This window comes from Pseudofrankia sp. DC12 (assembly GCF_000966285.1).
Taxonomy (GTDB): Bacteria; Actinomycetota; Actinomycetes; order Frankiales; family Frankiaceae; genus Pseudofrankia.
Genome location: NZ_KQ031391.1, coordinates 5848898 through 5864027 on the forward strand (window position 1 = coordinate 5848898; position 15130 = coordinate 5864027).

Consider the following 15130-nt stretch of genomic DNA (forward strand, 5'->3'; position numbering starts at 1 on the left):
GTGATCGCGATTTGCGTGCGATCACGCCACCGGCTGGCCTTGGGCTGGCGGGAAACAGATCGTGTCCTACCTGGTGCGGCGTCCTGGCGGGTGGCGTGACCGTTACCGTCGATCATTCGGCGACGCACCGAATCCGATGCCGGATTTCCCGTCAGCAGACCGGGCGGCGACGATAGGCCCATGGCAACGTACGTGATCCTGCTTGTGGTCGTCCTGTTCCTGGCGCTGGGTCTGCTCGGGCTGCTGTACTACATCCTCAACCGAGCCGAGCACGAACGACACCGGTAGGCCCGCCCGTCGGGGCGGCCGGGCCTCGGCCGCCTAGGCATGCGTGCGCAATCGGCCGATCACCACCGACTCGCCGTCCACCTCGACGCTGCCCGGCCGGGCGCCGAACCCGGGCCGTGAGACCGCCAGCGGGTCCAGAGTCACCCCGGCTGGCCGGCTGGCGGTGTGGTCCACCGCCTGGCCGGGGCCACCGCTGCTGGGCCACCCGACCGGGATGGACTGCCGGTCGGGGCCGAGGTTGCACACCACGGCGACCGCGTCCGCCGCGGCGCCCCGGTACAGCACGAACCAGCTGGCGTCCTCGTCGTAGGCGCAGCGCACCGAGGCCCAGTCCGGGTCGGTCAGCTCCGCCACCGTGTGCCGTAGTGCGATCAGCCGCTGGTACCAGCCGAGCAGGCCCTGGTGTGGCTCGGCCGCCGGCTGGGACCAGTCCAGCTTCGAGCTGGCGAACGTCTCCTCGGCCTGTGGGTCGGGCACGTTCTCGGGCCCCCAGCCGTGGGCGGCGAACTCGGCCCGCCGGCCGGTGCGTACCGCCTCCGCGAGCCAGTCCGCCACATGGTCGGTGAAGTACGCCCAGGGGGTTGTGGCCCCCCACTCCTCGCCCATGAAGAGCATCGGGGTGAACGGGCCGGTCAGCAGCAGCGCCGCGCCGATCCGCAGCAGCCCGTCGGACAGCGTCGCCGGGGCCCGGTCGCCGACCGCGCGGTTGCCGACCTGGTCGTGGTCCTGGAGGAACGTCACCAGCCGGAACGCCGGGACAGACGGCGGCACCGGCCGGCCGTGGGTGTGCCCCCGGAAGGCCGAATACGTGCCGTCGTGCACGAACCCGCTGGTGAAGGCCTTCGCCAGCGTCCCGAGCGACCCGAAGTCGACGTAGTAGCCCTGCCGATCGCCGGACAGCGCGGCCCACAGGGCGTGGTGGACGTCGTCGGCCCACTGGCCGTCCATCCCGAGCCCGCCCGCCTGGGCCGGGCTGATCATCCGGGGGTCGTTGAGGTCGGACTCCGCGACCAGGAACAACGGCCGGCGCTGGTGCGCCCCCAGCCGGTGGACGCTGGTCGTCAGCTCCTCCAGGACGTGGGTCGCCCGGCTGTCGCGCAGCGCGTGCACCGCGTCGACCCGCAGGCCGTCGCAGTGGTAGTCGCGCAGCCACATCAGCGCGTTCTCGACGATGAACGCCCGCACCTCGTCGGAGCCGGCGTCGTCGAGGTTGACCGCCGATCCCCAGGGCGTGGTGTACCGGTCGGTGAAGTACGGCCCGAACCGGCCCAGGTAGTTCCCGTCCGGGCCGAGGTGGTTGTAGACGACGTCCAGGACGACGCCGATCCCGTGGGCGTGGGCGGCGTCGACGAACCGCTTCAGCCCCTCCGGGCCGCCGTACGGGTCATGGGTCGCGTAGAGGCCCACCCCGTCGTAACCCCAGCCGTGCCGGCCCGGGAAGGCGTTGACCGGCAGCAGCTCCACGGCGTCGACCCCGAGGCGGACCAGGTGGTCGAGCCGGTCGATCGCGGCGTCGAACGTCCCCTCCGGGGTGAATGTGCCGACGTGCAGCTCATAGAGCACCCCGCCGGCGAGCGACACCCCGCGCCAGCCGTGGTCGGTCCACCCGAACCGGCCGTGGTCGACGACCCGGGACCGGCCGTGCACCCCGTACGGCTGCCAGGACGACCGCGGGTCGGGCAGTTCCTCACCGGCATCGTCGAGCCGGAACGCGTAGTCGGTCCCATGCCCGGCCGCGGCCACCTCGCCCGACCACCACCCGTCCGGCGCCCCGACCAGCTCGGTCAGCTCGGTCAGCTCGTCCTGACCATCGGGACCCCCCGGGTCGCGGGTGACGACGGCAACCGACTTCGCAAGGGGCGCCCACACCCGAAAGATGCTCATCGAGTCTGTCTTACCGTCAAAGCCCCCAGCTACTCGCGCCGGGTCGCCCGACCCGCGCCACCCCCAGCCAGCAAGAACCCCGTACCACCCCAAGCCGCGCAGACCCAAAGCCACCCGAACGCCCCCACGTGACCCGCCGCCCCCAGGCTCCACGTAGCCCGGCGGGCCAGCAGCCGCGAGCGAAGCGAAGCGCCCCCCGATCAGCCTGTACGCGAAGGCTTCGCGTACTCCGGTGGGCCAGTAGGTCGCGAGCGAAGCGAGGCGAACCTCGATCAGGCTGTGCCCAAAGGCTTCGCGTAGTCCGGTGGGCCAGCAGGCGCGAGCGAAGCGAGCGCCTGACTGGCCCACCGGACGGAGCGAAGCCCGTTCGCGGCGGAGGACGCGGACCGGAGGTCCCAACCGGAGCGAAGCGGAGGTTGGGGCCGGAGGGCCGCGCCCGGACGCCGCGAACCAATGTCAAGACACCCGGATCAGCATCGTCACCGGGAAGTCACGCAGCAGGCGCAGCACGTAGGCCGTGCCGCCGTCATGACGGCGGCCGGTGAGGACGTCGAGCCAACGGCCGTCGGGCAGCGTCAGCGTCGTGTCGCGCCAGCCGCCGCCGCGGCGCAGCCCGAGGACGAGGCGCGGCACGACCGTCACCACCGACTCGGCCCGGGTGAACGCGACCAGGTGCTCGGCGGCCGAGCCGGACGCCCACAGCGGCCGGTAGGAGGCGCCGGGGCCGAACCACTCCGGGTGCTCCCGGCGGACCCGCAGCGCTCGGGACACTACCAGCAGCTTCGCCGCGCCCGTGTCGTCCAGCGCCGGCGGACGGCGGGGGATCGGGTCGGTGCCGAGCTCGCCGAGCAGCTTGGTGCGCTCACCGAAGTTCACCGGCCGGCGGTTGTCCGGGTCGGCCAGCGAGTGGTCCCAGAGCTCCTGGCCCTGGTAGACGTCGGGGATGCCCGGGGCGGTCAGCTGCACCAGCCGGGCTGCCAGCGAGTTCTGCCGGCCGAGCTCGACGATCGTGGAGACGTAGTTCTCCAGTGCGCCGACGAAGTCGGGATCCTCGAGGGCCGCGTCGATGTAGGTCGTGAGCGCGTTCTCGTAGGCGGAGTCCTGATCCGTCCAGGACGTGTGGATCTTCGCCTCGCGGACCGCCTTGATCATGTACTGGCGGGCCCGGTCGGCCGAGATCGGCCAGGCACCGGCGAGCGTCTGGACCAGGTGGTAGACGGTGACCGGGTCGGGCCAGCCCCGCTCGGCGTCGGTGTGCCGGTAGCCGAGCCGGCCGAGCTGGCGGACCACGTCGGCCCAGCCGCGCGGGTCCTCCGAGAGGACCGCGAGGCGTGCCCGGACGTCCTCCGAGCGCTTCGTGTCGTGGGTGGACAGCGTGGTCATCGTCAGCGGCCAGGTGCGGGCCGTCGTCACGTTGGCCTCGTGGAACTCGTGCACGGCGCTGCGCGGGTGGCCGGGCGGGAAGGCCGGGTACGCGCCCGGGTCGCCGCCGACCTCGTTGAGCGCGAGCAGCTGGCCGAACCGGTAGAACGCGGTGTCCTCGACGCCCTTGGCCATCACCGGGCCGGTGGTCTGCTGGAAGCGGGTGACGAACTCCGCCGGGCCGCCCAGCGCCAGGTCCTCGATCAGGTCGATCTCGGTGGAGCGCCGGGGCAGCCGGCGGCGGGCGACCTCGCAGGCGCGCACGGCGTGCGAGCGGGCCTCCAGCGACGGGGTGCCGTCCGGGCGGACGTAGGCGCGGTAGACGCCGAAGCCGGCGAGCACCTCGCGCAGCGCCTCGCGCAGGCCGGTCCTGGTCAGGTCGGCGCGCTCCCGGCGCGCCTCGGTGAGCGCCAGCGTGGTGAGCCGGTCCAGCTCGGGGCGCAGCACGTTGTCCAGGACGTCCAGTTTGGCCAGGTGCGCGGTGTGGGCCCAGTCGGGGGCCTCGCCGGAGACCTCGGCGTAGAGCGCGGCCAGCGGGCGGGCCGCGACCGGGTCGAGGAACAGCCGGGTGACCCGGTTCAGCGACTCGTACCCGGTGGTGCCGTCGCAGGCCCACGCCTCGGGCAGCGCCTCGTCGCCCTCCAGCACCTTCTCGACCACGGTCCACACGCCGCCGGTGGCGTCGGACAGGCGGCGCAGGTACTCCTCCGGGTCGGCCAGGCCGTCCGGGTGGTCGATGCGCAGGCCCTCGACGGTGCCGCCGCGGACCAGGTCGATGAGCAGCCGGTGGGTCGCGGCGAAGACGTCCGGGTCCTCCTGGCACAGCGCCGGGAGGGTGGTGATGTCGAAGAACCGGCGGTAGTTCAGCTCGGTGCCGGCGGTGCGCCACCAGCACAGCCGGTAGTACTGGGCGTCGAGGGTGCCGGCGAGGTCGTCCGGGTCGGCGGTGCCGGGGGCCACCGGGAGCACGTGGTCGTAGTACGTGATCACCCAGTCGTCGGCCTCGGCCGGGCCGCGGAGCGGGTCGTGGCCCAGGTTGTCGAAGGCGCCGAGTGGGTCGGTGCCGTCGGCGTCCGCCGACTTGACCAGCTGGATCTCGTCCGCCTCCAGGCAGTCGTGCAGCGGGTTGCCGAGCAGCGGCATCAGGACCTTGCCCGGGTTGTCCGGGGCGGCCCAGTCGATGTCGAACCAGTGGGCGTACGGCGAGTCCGGGCCCTCGCGCAGCACCGACCACCAGACCGGGTTGGCGGTCTGCGGCGTCGGGATCGCCATGTGGTTGGGCACCACGTCGACGACCAGGCCGAGGCCGGCCCGCCGGCAGGCGGCGGTCAGCCGGCGCAGCCCGCCGGCGCCGCCCAGCTCGGGGCTGATCCGGCCGTGCTCGACGACGTCGTACCCGTGGGTCGAACCGGGCGCGGCCTCCAGCACCGGGGACAGATACAGGTGGGAGACGCCGAGTGCCGCGAGATAGGGGACGATCACCGCTGCGTCGGTGAAGTTGAACTCGAGGTGCAGTTGCAGCCGGTAGGCCGAGGTCGGCACGACCCGGGTGCGCTCGTCCTGGATCGGGCCGTCGTTCATCGGCATGTTCCTACTCGGCGGATCGGTCGGCGGGCTCACGAGACACGGCGCAGCACAACCGTCGAGCGGGCGTCGAGCTGGACCGGGGCGCCGGCCTTGAGCTGCCCGGCCGTCGCCCGCGCGGCGGCGTCGCCGTCCTGGGCCGTCGTCGACCCACGCGAGTCGACGACGGTCTCCCAGCTGTCGCCGAACTCGGCCGGCGGTACCTGGAAGACGACGGTCTCGCTGTGCGCGTTGAAGAACATCAGGAACGAGTCGTCGACGACCGCCTCGCCACGGGCGTCGGGGTCGGGGATGCCGGCGCCGTTGAGGAACACGGCGAGCATGCGGGCCGTCCCGGACTCCCAGTCCTGGTCGGACATCTCGGTGCCGTCCGGGCGCAGCCAGACGATGTCCTTCAGTGCGGTGCCGTCGCCGGCGTCCCCGGTGCCCCGGATGGGCGCGCCGTGGAAGAAACGGCGGCGGCGGAACACCGGGTGCTCGCGGCGCAGCCGGGAGACCTCCTCGGTGAAACGGACCAGACCGGCGTGCTCGGAAAGGTCTGACCAGTCCAGCCAGGACGTCTCGTTGTCCTGGCAGTACGCATTGTTGTTGCCGTCCTGGGTGCGTGCCATCTCGTCACCGGCGACGAGCATGGGCACCCCCTGGGACAGGAACAGCGTCGTGAGCAGGTTACGGCTCTGGGCGGCACGCAGGGCGCGTACGCCGGGATCTTCGGTGGGCCCTTCGACGCCGCAGTTCCACGAACGGTTGTCGTCCGAGCCGTCCCGGTTCTCCTCACCGTTCGCGTCGTTGTGCTTGCCGTTGTATGAAACCAGGTCGGCCAGCGTGAAGCCGTCATGCGCGGTCACGAAGTTGATCGAGGCGGACGGCCGGCGGCCGGTGAACTGGTAGAGGTCGCTGGAGCCGGTCAGGCGGGAGGCGAACTCGGCGATCCCGTGGTCCTGGCCGCGCCAGAAGTCCCGGACCGTGTCGCGGTACTTGCCGTTCCACTCGGTCCACAGCGGCGGGAAGTTGCCGACCTGGTAGCCGCCCTCGCCGACGTCCCAGGGCTCGGCGATGAGCTTGACCTGGGAGACGACCGGGTCCTGCTGGACGAGGTCGAAGAAGCTCGACAGCCGGTCGACGTCATAGAACTCACGGGCGAGCGTGGCGGCGAGGTCGAACCGGAAGCCGTCGACGTGCATCTCGAGCACCCAGTACCGCAGCGAGTCCATGATCAGCTGCAGCACGTGCGGGTGGCGGACGTGCAACGTGTTACCGGTGCCGGTGTAGTCCATGTAGTACTGGTTGTCGTCCTCCACCAACCGGTAGTAGGCCGCGTTGTCGATGCCGCGGAAGCACAGCATCGGGCCCATGTGGTTGCCCTCGGCGGTGTGGTTGTAGACGACGTCGAGGATCACCTCGATCCCGGCGTTGTGCAGGTCCTTCACCATGCCCTTGAACTCCTGCACCTGCATGCCGAGACCGCCGGCCGAGGAGTAGGCGTTGTGCGGGGCGAGGAACGCGATCGAGTTGTAGCCCCAGTAGTTGCGCAGCCCACGGCGGACCAGGTGCTCGTCGTGCACGAACTGGTGAACGGGCATCAGCTCGACGGCGGTGACGCCCAGCTTCTGGTAGTGCTCGATCATGAGCGGGTGCGCGACGCCGGCGTAGGTGCCGCGGTACTCGGCCGGCAGGCCAGGATGGCGCATCGTCAGGCCGCGGACGTGCGCCTCGTAGATGACCGTCTCGTCGTACGGCGTGCGCGGCGGCCGGTCGCCGTTCCAGTCGAAGAACGGGCTGATCACCACGGACTTCATCATGTGCGGCGCCGAGTCGACGGTGTTCAGGCTGTCGGGCTCGCCGAACGTGTAGCCGAAGCAGGCCTGGTCCCAGTCGATCTCGCCGTCGACCGCCTTGGCGTACGGGTCGAGCAGCAGCTTGTGCGGGTTGCACCGCAGGCCACGGCCGGGGTCGTGCGGGCCGTGCACCCGGTACCCGTAGCGCTGGCCCGGCCCGACGCCGGGCAGGTAGCAGTGCCAGACGAAGGCGTCCTTCTCGTGCAGCTCGACCCGCCGCTCGACGTCGACCGGGTCACCGTCGCCCGCGTGGAGGTTGGCATCGAACAGGCACAGCTCGACCCTGCCGGCCACCTCCGAGAAGATCGCGAAATTGGTGCCGGACCCGTCATAGGTGGCGCCGAGGGGATAAGGGTGGCCGGGCCAGACCTGTGCCATAGCAGCGAAGCCTACGGAAGAGCTGTTTCCAGTCGCGGCCGACTCGGCGGCGCGCCCCGGCGGATCTGGTCCGCGGATGACCAGGTCGGGCCCGGACAAACCCGCTCAGCGGGGGCGACTCCCAAGGTTCCGGCGGCTGCGGGGAGACACCGTCCGTTCATCGTCAGGTGACGTGTGCTACATCCGTGCTGGACGGCGGCGTCGTTTAGCGCTGAGATAGCTCGTTTGGGTGGTGCCTGGGGGTGGTCCCGCCGGCCCGGTCGTGACACGATCCAGGTGTACCCGGCATAGATCCGACGGCGGCGAGCCGCAAGGGGAAGGCGTTCTCGTCGACGGAGGGTTCCCCGTGGTCATGTCGTCAGCCCATGGGCTGTCATCCGGCTCGGCGTCGAACCTGGTGCCGGGCATGTTGTCGGTGCTCGCGTGCCCGCCCGCGCTGTGCCCGCACCTGGAGTTCGCGGTGTCCGGCGCGCTCTCGGCGACGGTGTCACTGACCTGGTCGCAGCAGCCGGCCCGGCCCGGCTCGTTGTATGCCGGGCTGGAATGGCGCGGTTCTCCCGCCACGGCCGGACGCCTGGCGACCCGGCTGCGCCGGCTCGGCCACGTCACCTTCGAGGTGGTCGAGGGCCCGTCGCCCGGCTGCGACGCCGAGCGCTACTCGTACACACCCGAACTCGGCCTGCACCGGGCCGGCATCGCGGCCAACGGTGACGTCGTCATCGGCGAGGCAGCCCTGCGGGCACTGCTGGAGCGCGGCGAGGGCCGGGACACTCTCTCTCGCGGCCTGCACCGCCTGCTCGGCACGGACTGGGACGACGCGCTCGAGCCGCTGCGCCGCGGCTCGCACGGCGCGCCGGTCACCTGGCTGCGCCGCACCGGTTGAGGCGGATCGGCCAGGGACGGCGCTTCGCGCCTCTGGCCGATCCGCCGTCGGGCGCTGAGCGCCCTCCCAGCCTCTGGCTGGGCGGATGTCGACGACGTGGGCTCGTGCCTCTTGCCCTCGGCATCTCGGGTCCAGTCCCAGCGATGACTGACCGATCGGGGCGCCGGGCTTGGGCGCCGGTCGAGCGGTTCGAGACCGCTGGCGCCTGTCGGATTGATGCCGACGGCGTGGGCTGGCGTCTGGTCCCGTCGGCATCTCGGGTTCCGCGCGAGCGGTGACTGACCGATCATGGCCGAGAGCACGGATGTCGGTTGGGCGTTACGTGACTGCTGGTGGCTGGCCGGGCCGTGTGGCGGCCCCGGCACGGTGTGTCCTGGTGGTGTCTCGTCGGCAGGTCTCGCGAGGGCGGGGCGCTGGCGTAGTACTCTCCCCCGGATCTTGCACGACGGCGTGCGGAACCGAGCTGGCCGTCGAAACCACACACAGTGAGCGGTCGGCGTCCCAGTGGTGACCCGCGCGCGTACGTGATCGCCACAGCTGTGCGGAATGCGGAGATGTCAGTTCTGCTTTGTCTTGTGTGCTCGTTTGCGCGGCGATCACCGCTGGCGGCCCGGTTCGGGCCCCGGCGGAGCCCGCCGGACAGCGCCCGCGGATCGGCAGCCATTTCTCGCCCGGTGGGTATCTGAAGGGAGGAACTGGGCAGAACGGCACCTGGGACAGCCCGTCCCGCCCACGACGCTCTGGCACTCCTGAGCCATCTGCCCCGATTGTTCGGGGTGAGCTGGACACACTGCGCAGCCACCCGATCCGTTCGTGTGGCGAACGCCACAGGGGAGTACCGGGGCTGAGGTGGGCACATAGGCCGGCAGTCGTGCGTTGAGGGTTGGGCACGAGGAGCGCGACCTACGCAATCGGCTTCGCCGATTCCGGAGGAACCCCGACCATCTGGGAGAAAAGAAGTGGCCACCGACTACGACACCCCCCGTACCGCAGATCTCGAGGACGCTCCTGAGCAGAGCCTGGAGGCCCTCAAGGCGCGGCGGGCGGATGCGGCGGCCGACCTCGGTGATGAAGTCGACCCGTTCGAGACCGAGCTCGACCTGCCCGGAGCTGACCTGTCCGGCGAGGAACTGAACCTGCGGGTGTTGCCGCGCCAGGCCGACGAGTTCACCTGCACCAGCTGCTACCTGGTTCACCACCGCAGCCAGCTGGTCGACGAGCGTCGGATGATCTGCCGCGACTGCGCCGCCTGACAAGCCTGTTCGCCACCGATCGGCCGGACGACGTCCGGTCCGCCTGGTCCGGCCCAGCGATGGGACGGGCAGGCAGGTCGGCGGTGATCCTGGCGATTGCGTCCCTGTCGACCCTCTTGACCGTGCCTGTCGGGCTAAGGACACGGTGTCGAGGGTGACAGGGGGCAGCTGATCCCGGGTCCGCGGCGCCGCTGCCGCGAGCCCCCGACAGCCCACCTTCATCGCCGCCCACGGGCGGCGAGACAGGTGGGCTTTTTGCCGTCGTCGTCAGCCCGCCGGCGGGCCCGGCTCGACCAGGACGCCGGCGGCGCGCAGCTCGGCCACCGCGGCGGCATCGTCACCCGGCCGGAGGTTCACGAACCGGGTCAGTGCCAGCGGGACGACGACGTCAAGGCCGAGGCGCCGGCCGTCCAGCGCTGTCTCCTTGACGCAGTAGTCACCCGCGAGGCCGATCACGACCACCGTGCGGACCTCCGCCGCCGCCAGCCGGTCGCCGAGGACGGTCGAGCTGCGCAGGCCCGACCGCGGGTCCCGGGTCGAGAACCCCGAGTACCCGTCGGCTCCGTCCACGCCCTTGCGGATCACCTCGCCGGTCACCCTGGCGTCAGGGTGGAAGTCGGCCCCGGGTGTCCCCGCGACGCAGTGCGGCGGCCAGATCCCGCCGGCGGTGACGAAATGCGGCGTGACCTCGGGATGCCAGTCCTGCGTCCAGAACACCGGCGAACCGGCGCCGACGGCGACCGCGGCCTGCGCGTTCACCGCGTCGACGATCTCCTCGCCGCCACGCACGTAGAGGCTGCCGCCGGGCGTCGCGAAGTCGTTCTGCAGGTCGATCACGAGCAGTGCCACCCCAGGCCCGTAGCCGGCCTCCACCGGTTGGGCTGTCGCCATCGGCGAGACCTCGCTTCCGGGTCGTGGGCCGGGCACCTGCGTGGCGGCGGGACTCCCGGTCCAGCCGGGTGGTTCCGCGCGGCCCGCCGTCCGGCGACGGGGCGGCCTGTCCGGGTCGGCACCCGGCGCGCGTGTCCGCCCGTGGCCGCGTCCCCGGCATTGATGACCGAATCTTAGGCTGTCCTGTATGCGCAGCCGCGACTATGGCCGGGATGTTCTGGCGCCGTCCGCGAAGAAGGCGCCCGCACCGGTTCCCACCGTCGAGGTCGAGCCGGACCTCGTCGTCGAGGACCCGGTGAGCGGCTTCTGCGGCGCCGTCGTCGGCGTCGACGCCGACGGCGTCACGCTGGAGGACCGGTTCGGCATGCGGCGGCTCTTCCCGCTGGAGGAGGGCGCGTTCCTGCTCGAGGGCAGCCGGGTGACGCTGGTCCGGCCGCGCCGGGGCAGGTTCGCCGGCCCGACGCGGACCGCGTCCGGCTCGGTCGCGGTGCCGCGAGCGCCGGCCAGGGTCGCCCGGGCCAGCCGCATCTACGTCGAGGGGCTGCACGACGCGGCCCTCGTCGAGCGGGTCTGGGGTGACGACCTGCGGGTCGAGGGAGTCGTCGTCGAGCCGCTGGACGGCGTCGACGAGCTGCCCGCCATCGTGGCCGGCTTCCGGCCGGGCCCGGGCCGGCGGCTCGGGGTGCTCGTCGACCATCTGGTCCCCGGCTCAAAGGAGAGCCGGATCGCGGCGTCCGTCACGGGCGAGCACGTGCTGGTCACGGGCCACCCGTACATCGACATCTGGCAGGCGGTGAAGCCGGCCGCGGTCGGCATCCGCGCCTGGCCCGAGGTGCCGCGCGGCCAGCCGTGGAAGGAAGGCGTGTGCCGCGCACTCGGAGTGCGGGAGCCCGTCGAGATGTGGCGCCGGGTCCTCGCCAGCGTGGACAGCTACAGCGACCTTGAGGTAGGCCTGCTGCGGGCCGTTGAGGAGCTCATCGACTTTGTTACCGGATGAGCGGGTGAGCGTGCCCATGCCCTGGCGTGCGCGCGAGCCGCGGAGCGACGGATGACGTCGGCCCGGCGCAGGTCGGCCCTCGCGGTTGTCCGTGGGGTCCCCCGGGTGGTGCTCGCCGCTGGCGTGGCAGTCGTCCTGCTCGCCGCCACCGTCGCCTGGCTGCTGGTCGGCCGGGCCTCGGGAGGTGCCGGGGTGACGGCCGGCGCCGGCCGGGCCACGCCGACCCCGGGCGTGGCCGTCGGATCGCTGCCACCGCCGCCGCCCTTGCCTTTGGTGGACGCCCGGGGCCGGGTCGTCGTCCTCGACCCCGGCCACGACGGCGGCAACGGCGCGGCGCCGGCCGAGATCAACCGGAAGGTCGACGCCGGCGGCTTCTTGAAGGAGTGCGACACCGTCGGGGCCCAGACGGATGCCGGCTACCCGGAACACGCCTTCACCTTCGACGTCGCGAACCGGGCGGCGCAGCTGCTGCGCGCCAGGGGAGTGACCGTGGTGCTCACCCGCGACGACGACACCGGCATCGGGCCCTGCGTCGACGCCCGGGCCAGGGCGGGCGCGGCCGCCCACGCGGACGTCTCGGTCTCCATCCACGCCGACGGCGGCCCGGCCGCAGGCTCCGGGTTCCACGTCATCGCGCCGGACCGGGCGCCCGACGGTGTGAACGAAAGGATTCTGACTTCCTCGGCGCGGCTCGCGACCGGGCTGCGGGACGCCTACGAGGCGGCGACCGGCGAGCAGCCGGCCAACTACGTCGCCAACCAGCAGGGCATCGTCGACCGGTCCGACCTCGGCGGTCTGAACCTCTCGACTGTGCCGAAGGTCTTCATCGAGTGCGCCAACATGCGAAACGCCGTCGACGCCGCCCGGGTCTCCGACCCCGGCTGGCGCCAGCGCGCGGCCGAGGGCATCGTCGCCGGCATCCTGCGCTACCTCGCGGCCCCGGCCGGCTGAGCCGGGCCCGTTGGCGCCGGTTCGCGCCCGCGTCGGACCGTTCACGTCGGCCGGTCCGCGCCGGGCGGCGTCAGTGCGTGACTCGCGCGGCCCCAGTCAGCCGGTGTGATCGTGATCTCCGCGTCCCGCGGAACGCGGAGATGATCACGTCCACGCTCTCGGCGGCGCCAGAGTCCGCGCAGGTCAGGGCTGGTGCGGGTCACTCGTGCCCCACCTCGCGACCCACGAGTGACCCATCGCGTTGACCGTCGCGCAACATCTGGACGACGCTCGCGCGCTGTTCGACGGTCGGGCTCACGGTCCGCTAGAGTGCTACTTGTCGCCACGGCGAACGGCAACGGAGCAGCCGAGCACGACAACCGGGAGCACGACAACCGGGGAACGCGGCAAACCGGGGCCAAGCGGGCCGGAAGCCTTCTGGTACGCTGCCAAAGGCGAAGAACGAAGGCGCCACGGATCGCGGCCGAGCAACACCCGACCGCGGGAGGCGGGACGCGAGTCCTGTAGAGTGGGCGCACACATGCGGACGTGGCTCAGCTGGTAGAGCATCACCTTGCCAAGGTGAGGGTCGCGGGTTCGAATCCCGTCGTCCGCTCGGAAGTAGCGAGGTCAAGAGGTCCAGCCAATCGCGGCCTCCCCCCGGCGGAGTGGCCGAGTGGCTTAGGCAAGGGCCTGCAAAGCCCTGTACGCGGGTTCGATTCCCGCCTCCGCCTCGCACTTACCCACGTGCAGCATTCCCACGGTGCACAGTTGAGGGCGATTAGCTCAGTGGGAGAGCGCTACCTTGACACGGTAGAGGTCACTGGTTCAATCCCAGTATCGCCCACGAGCCGGGATTCCTATGCTCGTCGCCTTGGCGTGCCCGTTGCCTTGGCGCGACTTCATTTCGGCCGTGATGTCCGCCCAGGGGTGGCGACCCCCTGGAATCCCCGGGTCAGTCAGGGCTTCGTCCCCGACGCCCCCAGGGCCGCCGCGCTTCGCGCGGGCGGCCCTTTTTCATTTGGAGCGTCCTGGTCTCTGGGCGCAGGGTTGGGTCACTGGTTTCTGGCGGCTCTTGCCTTGGTCGTTGTTTCTGGCTCCGGGGTACGTCTGATGGCGTTCACTCGTTGGGAGCGGTGACCAGGTTCCGCCTTCGCGGATCCTGGGCGTCTTTCGTGTGAGTGGATTTCAGCGCGGTGGGTGTCGTGCGGTCGGTCGCTTTGTCTCCGGGTTTTGATGGTGGTGGCGTTTTGTCGTGGGTGTCACGTCCTGGCGGGGTGGGACGGGTGGGGTATTTGCCGTGGCGGGGGAGCGCGATGAGGGCGGCGTGTGGCGTCAGCGATGATGGGACGTGTGGCTCGACTGAATGATCTGGGGCAGCCGGTCGGAGAGCCGGTCGACTGGTTCGGTGCCCGGGCGCCACGGGCGCGCGACCTTGTCGGCCGTTGGGTCCGGCTGGGCCCGTTGTCCGCCGCGGAACACGCGCGGCACGTGGTGGACCGACTGGGTGCGCACCCTGACCTGTGGACCTACCAGGCTGAGGACGCGCCCGCCGACGCCGCGACCGCGGGGCGCGCGATCGACGCCATGACCGGACGGCCGGACACCTGTGCCTTCGCGATCGTGGACCGGGCCAGCGACGCGTTTCAGGGCCGGGTCGCGCTGTTGCGCAGCCAACCGAGCATCGGTTCCATCGAGGTCGGCTGGATTCTCTACGCGCCGTCCCTGCAGCGAACCCGCGCCGCGACCGAGGTGCAGTACCTGCTCATGAGGTATGCCTTCGACGAGCTGGGCTACCGCCGGTACGAATGGAAGTGCGACAGCCTGAACCAGCCCTCCCGGGCGGCCGCGGCCCGGCTGGGTTTCGTCGAGGAGGGCACCTGGCGTAACGCCCTGGTCGTGAAGGGGCGTAACCGGGACACCACCTGGTTCTCGATCACCGACCGGGAATGGCCTCTGGTCCGGCTGGGGTTCGAGGCCTGGCTGGCTGACGAGAACTTCGACGAGTCGGGCCGCCAGCGCCGGACCCTCGCCGAGCTCCGCGCGGCGTGCGCGCACCGGGCGGCCCGGGTCTCCGGCTGAGAGCCGGAGCTTCACCATGAGAAAAGCCCGCCCGGTGGTTTCCCACCGGGCGGGCCTGGCGATTTTGTCGTTCGCCGGACGGTGCCCGCACCGGATTCTCCGCGGGTCGGGCTGTACCGCCCGACCCGGGCGCATCACCGGTCGGGGCCGCCCCAGATAAGCAGGGCCAGCTCGGCGTCGAGGTCGATCACGTCGCTCTCGCTTCCGAGCGGGACCGCCGCGTAGGTACGCCGCAGGAAGGCGAGTACCTCGGAACGCGGCATCTCGAACAGCGCGTGCCCAGACGGGCTGGACAGCGACAGGCAGACGATCCGTCCGCCTGACTGCGCGGCCGGCCAGACCTGGACGTCGCCGTCGCCCGCCGGGCGGCGCACACCGTCACTCAGGAGCTGGCGGGCGAAGGTCCACTCGACGACCTCGTCCGCTCCGGTGCGGAACCCGATGCTGACCGCGTATGGGTCATCGGGCTCGTACCGGACCGTCGCGGCGACGGGGACCGGGGCCCCTCCGGGTACGACGAGCCGGAGGGCGAGTTCTGCGGTGATCGAATCGTGACGAATAGTCATCGGGCGGCCTCTCAGCGGTGCGGTGGTGCGGGCGAGCACCCGTGTAACGAGATGGTTCCCTCTCTGAGGCTCGTAGGAAACAAGATTATGCCAAGACAACATCCGTTACGGCCGTTCGGGCGACTTGCCCGGCC

Annotated in this window: 10 protein-coding genes and 3 tRNA genes; 8 read left to right on the plus strand and 5 right to left on the minus strand. The window is 71.4% G+C overall.

Translation table 11 applies throughout. The features are described from left to right. Positions 1–321: 321 nt before the first annotated feature. The 3 genes from treZ to glgX all read right to left on the minus strand — a co-directional run bounded on the left by treZ (position 322) and on the right by glgX (position 7394). Positions 322–2172 (minus strand): malto-oligosyltrehalose trehalohydrolase, encoded by a 1851-nt coding sequence (gene treZ, locus FRADC12_RS23560; protein ID WP_045878263.1) that lies wholly within the window; start codon positions 2170–2172, stop codon positions 322–324. A 456-nt stretch (positions 2173–2628) separates the two neighbouring features. Then, positions 2629–5175, minus strand: a complete 2547-nt coding sequence (gene treY / locus FRADC12_RS23565; protein ID WP_045880120.1) for a malto-oligosyltrehalose synthase — start codon at positions 5173–5175, stop codon at positions 2629–2631. 35 nt (positions 5176–5210) lie between these two features. Continuing rightward, the gene (glgX, locus tag FRADC12_RS23570; RefSeq protein WP_045878264.1) at positions 5211–7394 is read right to left on the minus strand and encodes a glycogen debranching protein GlgX; all 2184 of its coding nucleotides are present in this window, start codon (positions 7392–7394) and stop codon (positions 5211–5213) included. 352 nt (positions 7395–7746) lie between these two features. Between glgX and FRADC12_RS23575 the strand changes: the two genes are divergently transcribed. Next, positions 7747–8277 carry a DUF3145 domain-containing protein gene (locus tag FRADC12_RS23575; protein ID WP_045880121.1) on the plus strand — a complete coding sequence of 177 codons (531 nt, stop codon included), beginning with the start codon at positions 7747–7749 and terminating at the stop codon, positions 8275–8277. A 959-nt stretch (positions 8278–9236) separates the two neighbouring features. Further along, entirely contained in the window at positions 9237–9530 is a 294-nt protein-coding gene (locus FRADC12_RS23580) for a DUF4193 domain-containing protein (protein ID WP_013423471.1), read from the plus strand. A gap of 267 nt (positions 9531–9797) precedes the next feature. Here the strand turns inward: FRADC12_RS23580 and FRADC12_RS23585 are convergent, their stop codons facing one another. Continuing rightward, positions 9798–10421: an isochorismatase family protein gene (locus FRADC12_RS23585; protein WP_045878265.1), complete on the minus strand. Its 624-nt coding sequence runs from the start codon at positions 10419–10421 to the stop codon at positions 9798–9800. A gap of 187 nt (positions 10422–10608) precedes the next feature. Here FRADC12_RS23585 and FRADC12_RS23590 point away from each other — a divergent pair, with 187 nt between their 5' ends. From FRADC12_RS23590 to FRADC12_RS23615, 6 genes are all read left to right on the plus strand, one after another. Continuing rightward, positions 10609–11418 carry a DUF3097 domain-containing protein gene (locus FRADC12_RS23590; protein ID WP_045878266.1) on the plus strand — a complete coding sequence of 270 codons (810 nt, stop codon included), beginning with the start codon at positions 10609–10611 and terminating at the stop codon, positions 11416–11418. Between the two features lie 51 nt (positions 11419–11469). Next, on the plus strand, positions 11470–12369 hold the full coding sequence (locus FRADC12_RS23595) for an N-acetylmuramoyl-L-alanine amidase (protein ID WP_045878267.1): 900 nt from the start codon (positions 11470–11472) through the stop codon (positions 12367–12369). Between the two features lie 522 nt (positions 12370–12891). Further along, positions 12892–12964 (plus strand) — tRNA-Gly (locus FRADC12_RS23600). Positions 12965–13010: 46 nt separating this feature from the next. Beyond that, positions 13011–13082: transfer RNA gene (locus tag FRADC12_RS23605), tRNA-Cys, on the plus strand. 41 nt (positions 13083–13123) lie between these two features. Beyond that, positions 13124–13195, plus strand: a tRNA-Val gene (locus FRADC12_RS23610). 497 nt (positions 13196–13692) lie between these two features. Further along, positions 13693–14430 (plus strand): GNAT family N-acetyltransferase, encoded by a 738-nt coding sequence (locus tag FRADC12_RS23615; protein ID WP_045880122.1) that lies wholly within the window; start codon positions 13693–13695, stop codon positions 14428–14430. A 134-nt stretch (positions 14431–14564) separates the two neighbouring features. On the opposite strand, the gene FRADC12_RS23620 is transcribed toward FRADC12_RS23615, so the two are convergent. Beyond that, a complete protein-coding gene (locus tag FRADC12_RS23620; RefSeq protein ID WP_007520135.1) occupies positions 14565–14996 on the minus strand; it encodes an SsgA family sporulation/cell division regulator in 432 nt (143 codons plus the stop codon). Positions 14997–15130 lie beyond the last annotated feature (134 nt).

Bases quoted from the DNA above. Each gene is read 5' to 3' on its own strand.
- FRADC12_RS23585 (WP_045878265.1), bottom strand. From the start codon at position 10,421: ATGGCGACAGCCCAACCGGTGGAGGCCGGCTACGGGCCTGGGGTGGCA.
- treZ (WP_045878263.1), bottom strand. From the start codon at position 2,172: ATGAGCATCTTTCGGGTGTGGGCGCCCCTTGCGAAGTCGGTTGCCGTC.
- glgX (WP_045878264.1), bottom strand. From the start codon at position 7,394: ATGGCACAGGTCTGGCCCGGCCACCCTTATCCCCTCGGCGCCACCTAT.
- FRADC12_RS23620 (WP_007520135.1), bottom strand. From the start codon at position 14,996: ATGACTATTCGTCACGATTCGATCACCGCAGAACTCGCCCTCCGGCTC.
- treY (WP_045880120.1), bottom strand. From the start codon at position 5,175: ATGAACGACGGCCCGATCCAGGACGAGCGCACCCGGGTCGTGCCGACC.
- FRADC12_RS23595 (WP_045878267.1), top strand. From the start codon at position 11,470: ATGACGTCGGCCCGGCGCAGGTCGGCCCTCGCGGTTGTCCGTGGGGTC.
- FRADC12_RS23575 (WP_045880121.1), top strand. From the start codon at position 7,747: ATGTCGTCAGCCCATGGGCTGTCATCCGGCTCGGCGTCGAACCTGGTG.
- FRADC12_RS23615 (WP_045880122.1), top strand. From the start codon at position 13,693: ATGGGACGTGTGGCTCGACTGAATGATCTGGGGCAGCCGGTCGGAGAG.
- FRADC12_RS23590 (WP_045878266.1), top strand. From the start codon at position 10,609: ATGCGCAGCCGCGACTATGGCCGGGATGTTCTGGCGCCGTCCGCGAAG.